This window comes from Streptomyces sp. NPDC006510, from assembly GCF_040611955.1.
In the GTDB taxonomy this organism is placed as follows: Bacteria; Actinomycetota; Actinomycetes; order Streptomycetales; family Streptomycetaceae; genus Streptomyces.
The window spans coordinates 1-6,752 of record NZ_JBEXPH010000313.1; the positions used below are offsets into that span (position 1 = coordinate 1).

Annotated in this window: 4 protein-coding genes and 1 pseudogene; 3 read left to right on the plus strand and 2 right to left on the minus strand. The window is 72.0% G+C overall.

Annotated features, from left to right (window positions below):
• A pseudogene (locus tag ABZY11_RS41950) lies at positions 1–960 on the plus strand (AfsR family transcriptional regulator); the annotation flags it as partial.
• A gap of 90 nt (positions 961–1,050) precedes the next feature.
• On the opposite strand, the gene ABZY11_RS41955 reads toward ABZY11_RS41950, so the two are convergent.
• Positions 1,051–1,410, minus strand: coding sequence for a hypothetical protein (locus tag ABZY11_RS41955; protein ID WP_356484213.1), 360 nt, complete (start codon positions 1,408–1,410; stop codon positions 1,051–1,053).
• Between the two features lie 139 nt (positions 1,411–1,549).
• Positions 1,550–1,936 (minus strand): hypothetical protein, encoded by a 387-nt coding sequence (locus ABZY11_RS41960; protein WP_356484214.1) that lies wholly within the window; start codon positions 1,934–1,936, stop codon positions 1,550–1,552.
• A gap of 321 nt (positions 1,937–2,257) precedes the next feature.
• Between ABZY11_RS41960 and ABZY11_RS41965 the strand changes: the two genes are divergently transcribed.
• Complete coding sequence (locus ABZY11_RS41965) at positions 2,258–3,604, plus strand: MFS transporter (protein WP_356484215.1); 1,347 nt, start codon at positions 2,258–2,260, stop codon at positions 3,602–3,604.
• A partial coding sequence (locus tag ABZY11_RS41970; protein WP_356484216.1) for an amino acid adenylation domain-containing protein occupies positions 3,588–6,752 on the plus strand: 3,165 nt, incomplete at its 3' end. The genes ABZY11_RS41965 and ABZY11_RS41970, both read left to right, overlap by 17 nt.

Consider the following 6,752-nt stretch of genomic DNA (forward strand, 5'->3'; position numbering starts at 1 on the left):
TGCCTGGCCCGCAATCTGGTCTTCCAGCTCAACGACCTCGGACTCCTGGAGGAGTTCGGCGAGCTGAGCCGGGACGCGGTCGCCGCGGCCGGCCGGTTGCAGGACCTGGCACTGCTGGGGGTGAGCCTCTCCAATCTGGGTGTCGCCTGCTGGAAGCTCGGCCGTCTCACCGAGGGGCTCGAAGCCGCCAGGGAGAGCCGGGACGTGGCGATCCGTCTCGGCGACCTGCACACCCAGGCCCACAGCGAGAGCATCCTCGGCCAGTTCAACAGTCTGCTCGGCGACTTCTCCGCGGCCCTGGGCCACATGGAGACGGCGATCGCGCACGAGCGCGACCTGGACATGCCGCGCGCGGAGGCCGAGAGCCTGACCATCCTCAGCACGCTCTACGAACAGTGGGGACGGTACGAGGAGGCACGGGACGCGGCCCGGCGTTCGGCCGAACTGAGCCGGCAGCTGGGGCAGCACGAGGGACTTCCCGGCGCCATCACCGACCTCGCCTTCGCCCATGTCGGCCTGGGTGCGTACGAAGAGGCCGACCGCTGCCTGGCGGAGGCCCGCGCACTGTACGGGGACGCCGGAAACGAGGTGAACCTCGCCCTGACCCTGGCCTTGTCCGCCGATGTGGAACACCGGCTGGGAAAGCCCCCCCACGTCCCGGACCAGGCGGAGCTCGCCCTGGACATGATGCGGACGAACTCCTCGCCACTGCGCCGGGCCAAGGTGGAGAATGTGGTGGGCCGGCTGCGCCGCCGGCAGGGCGACATGGCGGCGGCGCTCGCGCTGCACACCCATGCCCATGAACTCGCCTCGTCCCTCAGCTATCGCATCGAGCAGGCCTACGCCCTCGCCGGCATGGCCGACGCCCTCGGGGACACCCCGGACGCGGCGCGCTACCGGGCCCAGGCCGAGGACCTCTTCGCCGAGATGGGTGTTCCGGCGAGCCACCGGCGCGGCTGACGGCCGGCCGCCGTCGCCGCACCCGGGACGGACAGCGACGAGCCCCGCACCGTGACTCCGGTGCAGGGCTCGTGTGTCGAGGCGGTGGGATCACATGATGGGGGACGTCGGGCCCTTGTCGTCATCGGCTCCCTGGGTGCCGATCACCGTCGGCCCCTTGTCGTCATCGGTCCCCTGGGTGCCGATGACGGTCGGGCCCTTGTCGTCGGTGATCGTCCGGGCGATGACCGTGGGACCCTTGTCGTCGGCGAGCACGTGGGTGCCTATGACGGTCGGCCCCTTGTCGTCGTCGGTCCCCTGGGTGCCGATGATCGTCGGGCCCTTGTCGTCGGCGACAACCTGCTGAATGCTCCGGGAGTCGTTCGACTGCCCCGCCTCGACCGCCGTGCCGATACCGAAGGCCAGCGTCGCGGCGATGATCCCGAAGATTCCAGCAAGCTTGCGTCCCATGTCCCGCCCCTAAGTGGTGTTTGTGAGGTTTTGCGGTGTTCCGCTTCCCGACACCACTGATGTTGCTGATCGGTGTTCCCGGTCCGTTCCTGCCCCGATCCCTCCTCCGGGAACTGCCGCGGGAACGGACCGGCACCGGCTACTCCACGTCGAGCTGACAGGCGGCGACGCGGGGTCCGAGGGGGGTGAGCACCACGCGCGTACGGGCCGTTCCCGACTCATGCCCGGCCAGGTCGAGCAGCGATCTCACGAGGGAGCGGAGCACCGCACGCTCCGTCTCGTCCAGGGCCGCCGGCCCCGCGCCGTCCCCGGGCGGCCACTCCACGATCCCGGCCACCGTGTGCATGCCGTTCTCGGTTCTGGTCTCGACGCTGAGCTGGGGCCCCTCCAAGGACTCCGGCGCGGTGTACGGATGGGACTGGACACCGGACGCCACACGCTCGGCCCACCGTTCCACGGTGGACAGGTCCTGGAGGGCCTGGCGCAGTTCCGTCCCGTCGGGCGAACGATCCCTGGGGTCCTTCACGTGAGTACTCCTTCTGCAGACAACTACGTAACGACCCTTGCTTCCCGGGCTCCCGCTTCCCTCCCGATCCGTTCCCGCTTTCTTCCCGTTCCCGCGTTCGCCAAGGGAACGCAGCGGTAATCGGTCACCGCATGATGACCCCGTTCGATTCAGACAGGGATCCGTGGTGATCCGCAGAGGACGCGACATCCTGGGGGATTGAGGCGTGGCAACCAAACCATTCGACGGCTCCGGCACGATGTGCCGGATTCCGGTGCACAAGGGATTCCGATCCTGATGGGCACCCGGATATCAACGGACATTCCCGGTCGCTTTTCGGGAATGGGGCCCTTTCTCCTCGTCTGGTCCGGTCAGGCGGTGTCCCTGGCAGGAAGCGCGGCGGTCCGGTTCGCCTTCATCGTCGAGGTGTGGGCGGCCGGCGGGAAGGCGACCGCCGTCACCATCCTCTCGCTGTGCGCCATGCTGCCGCAGGCCGTGTTCAGTCCCATTGCGGGCGCAATCGTCGACCGGATACCCAAGCGCACCGCGCTCCGGATAGCCGATGCCGGCGGACTCCTCGTCGTGGGCTCTCTGGCCCTGCTCCACTACCTCGGCGCGTTCCATGCCTGGCAGGTCTATCCGGCCTCCGTACTGCTCGGCGTCTGTGCCGCCTTCCAGTTCCCGGCCCTGTCCTCGGCCGTCCCCCTCCTGGTCCGAAAGGACCAACTGGACCGCACCAACGGCCTGCTGGCCGGCGCCAAGAGTGCCGCCGGGATCGGCGGCCCGGCGCTGGGCGGTCTGCTCGTCGCGCTCTTCGGGATCGGCCCGACACTCCTGGTCGACGTGGCGAGCTACGCGTTCGCGCTCATCGGCATCCAACTGGTGCGCTTCAACGGCGACCGGGTGGTGAAGGCCACCGACGCACCGCGCCGGCGGATCACCGCCGATGCCGTCGAAGGGATGCGCTACCTGTTCCGGGTGCCCAGCCTGCGCGATCTGATCGTCAACTTCTGTGTCGTCAACCTCGTGATGGTCTTCGGCTTCGCCCTCATCTCACCGATGGTGCTGCTCCGGGCCGGCAACGGCGCACTCGCCGCGGTCAACACCTCGGTCGGCATCGGTGGAGTGGCCGGCGCCCTGCTCATGGCGGCCTGGGGCGGACCCGCGAACCGGGGCCGGGGCATGATGCTCGGCATCGTCGGCATGTGCCTGTCCGCCCTGGTGGCGATGGGCCTGGCCAGCGGTGTGACCGGCTGGTGCCTGGCCATCCTGGTCGGCGCCCTGCTCATGACGGTGGTCAACGCCTCGATGCAGACGATCGTGCAGACCAAGGTCCCGCACGAATGGCAGGGCCGGGTCTTCGGCGCGGTGATGTTCCTGTCGCAGATCTCCGTGCCCCTGGCCATGGCGGTCTCGGGGCCGCTCGCCGACCACGTCTTCGAACCACTGGCCGCCCGGGGTTCCGGGCTCTTCACCGTGCTCGGTCCCCTCGTCGGCGACGGTCCGGGCAGCGGTATGGCGGCCATGCTCCTCCTGGCCGGCATCGGCGGGACCGCGGTCGCCCTCTGGGGACTCGCCAGCCGCTCGATCAGGGACATCGACACCCTGTTGCCCGACCTCGACGCGCCGCAGGACCCCGTCGAGCAGAGCGACCACCAGGGAGGTGAGCGCGATGAGGTGCGTGCATGAACTGTTCGAGGAACGGGCGGCGCGGACGCCCGGCGCGACGGCGCTGATCCACGACGGCGAACGGATCGACTACGCCGGACTCGACGACCGGGCTGACCGGTTGGCGGGCCTGCTGGCCACCAGGGGCATCCGGCCCGGCGACACGGTCGGCGTGTACCTGGAGCGCTCCACCGCACTGGTCGTGACGGTGCTCGGCATCCTCAAGGCCGGAGCGGGCTACGTGATGCTGGACCCCGGCTTCCCCGCCGAACGGCTGCGCGCGATGGCCGAGGACGCGGGCACGGCCGTGGCCGTGTCGGCCCGCGACGCCTCGCCCGGCGCGCTCGACGTGGCACAGGTGCACATCGAGGACGCCCTCGAAGCGCTGCCGCTGCCGCGCGGCGCCGTCCCCGCCCGGCCCGACAGCATCGCCTGCGTGATGTTCACCTCCGGATCGACCGGGCGGCCGAAGGGCATCGCCGCATCGCACCACGCGATCACGGCGACCCTCACCGGACAGAGCTTCGCGTCCTTCGGCCCCGGCGCGGTCTGGCTCCAGTGCGCACCGCTGTCCTGGGACGCGTTCGCCCTGGAACTGTGGGGACCGCTCATGAACGGCGGGACCTGCGTCCTGCACCCCGGGCAGCGGCCCGAGCCCTTCCTGATGGCGCGGCTCGTCGCCGAGCACGGCATCACCTCCATGTACCTCTCGGCGTCCCTCTTCAACGTCATCGTCGACGAGTACCCGCAGGTGCTGGACGGACTGCGGGAACTCGTGGTGGGCGGCGAGGCACTGTCCGCGTCGCACGCGGCCCGCGCCCTGGAGCGCCGCCCGGACCTGCGGCTGAGCAACGGCTACGGCCCCGTCGAGTGCATGATCTTCCTGACCGTCCACCCGGTGAACGCCGCCGAGCTCGGGACCGGCCCGGTACCGATCGGCCGCCCGCTGGCGGGCAAGCGGCTGTACATCCTCGACGAGGAACTGCGTCCGGTGCCGGACGGCCGCACCGGTGAGATCTACGCCGCCGGGGCGGGCGTCGCCCGTGACTACCGGGGACGGCCCGCGCTGACCGCCGAACGCTTCGTCGCGGCCCCGTCCGGTGAGCGCGTCTACCGCACGGGTGACCTCGGGCGACGACGTGCCGACGGAGTCCTCGAATACCTGGGCCGGGCCGACGGCCAGGTGAAGATCCGGGGCTTCCGGGTGGAGCCGGGCGAGGTCGAGAGCGTACTGACCCGGCACCCCGGCATCGACCGGGCCGCGGTCGTCACTCATGAGCACCCGGCGGGCGACCGCCAGCTGACCGCGTACGTCGTACCGCGCGGCGGCGCCCGACAGGACTTCCGGGAAGCGGAGTTGCGCGAGTACGCCCGCGGCGTGCTGGCCGACTACCTGGTCCCGGCGGTCTTCGTGCCGCTGGACGAACTGCCGCTGACCCCCAGCGGAAAGCTGGACCGGGCCGCCCTGCCGGAGCCCGGACCCGCGGCGGCCGCGGCCGGCCGGGCGACGGCGAGCGGCACCGTGGCCGCGCTGTGCGAGCTCTTCTCCCAGGTGCTGCGCGCGGACCCGGTCGGCCCGGACGACGACTTCTTCGCCCTCGGCGGCCACTCCCTGCTCGCCGCCCGGCTGCTGGGCCGGATCCACAGCGTGCTCGGCGCCGAGCTCGACATCCGCGGGCTCTTCGAGGCGCCCACTCCGGCGCTGCTCGCCCCGTACGTCGACACCGCTCCCCCGGCACGCCCCGCGGCACCTGCCGCGCCCGGTACCGCTTCCGGGGCGCTCCCGGTGTCGCACGCGCAGCACCGGCTGTGGTTCCTGGACCGGATCGGGGCCGGCGCCGCGTACAACCTGCCGATGCTGGTCCGGCTGCGGGGCGCGGTCGACGCGGCGGCGCTGGACGACGCCCTGGCCCGGGTCGCCGGGCGTCACGAAGTGCTCCGCACCGTCTTCGAGGAGTCCGACGGCGCCCCCGTACGACGGGTGCTGAGCGGGACGGCCGCGCGTCCTCCCTTCCGGCAGCTGCGGATCGCCGAGGAGTCGATGGACCGGGAGATCGAGCGGGAGGCCCGCCACCGCTTCGACCTGCGTGCCGAACTCCCGGTACGGGCAACCCTGTTCACCACCCGGGAGCGACCGGACGAGCACGCGCTCCTGGTGCTGGTCCATCACATCGCCGGGGACGGGTGGTCCCTGCGGCCGCTCTTCCGCGATCTGTCACGCGCCTACGAGGCCCGGGTCCGGGGCGCGGACGCGGCCGGACTGCCCCCGCTCGCCGTCCAGTACGCGGAGCACGCCCGTCACCAGCTCGACCGGCTCGGCTCACCGTCCGATCCCCATGCGCTCGCCGCCCGCCAGCTCAGGTACTGGCGCAAGGAACTGGACGGGCTGTCGGCCGACGGCCCGCTGCTGCCCCGCCGTACCGGGCGCCCCGCCGTACCCGGTCCGGCCGCGCAGGTCGTGGTGCGCCGGCTCGACGCGGCGGCCCACGCCCGGGTGGTCGAATCGGCCCGCGCCCGGGGCGCCACCCTCTTCATGGCCCTGCACGCCGCGCTGGCCACCGTGCTGGTACGGGCCGGTGCGGCCGAGGACCTGGCGATCGGCGCCCCGGTGGCCGGACGCGCCGGGGACGGCAGCGTCGAGGACGTCGTCGGGTTCTTCGTCAACATGCTGGTGCTGCGCACCGATCTGTCCGGCGACCCCACCTCGGCCGAAGTGCTCGCCCGGGTACGGGAGACGGACCTCGCCGCGTTCAGCCACCAGGACGTGCCGTTCGAGGACGTGGTCGGCGCGCTCAACCCACCGCGCTCCCCCGGCCGTCAGCCGTTCACCGACGTGGTCCTGGCGCTCCAGAACAACGCGCGGGCCGAGGTCGCGCTGCCCGGTGCCGAGCACGGCGTCGAGGTCGTGCGCACCGGCGCCGCCCGGTTCGAACTCCTCGTGGACGTCACGGACTCCACCTCGGACCGGGGCGAACCGGACGGGCTGACGCTGACGTTCGAGTACCGCGGGCAGGCGCTGGAAGCGGAGTTCGTCCAGTGGCTCGCGGACGCCCTCCCGCAGGCCCTGGCGGAGGCCGAGGCCGCCCCCGACACGCCCTTGTCACGGCTGCGCCTGGCCGAGCCGCCGCGGCGGGCCGGCGAGAGCGACCGGATCGCGGCGGTGCCCCGG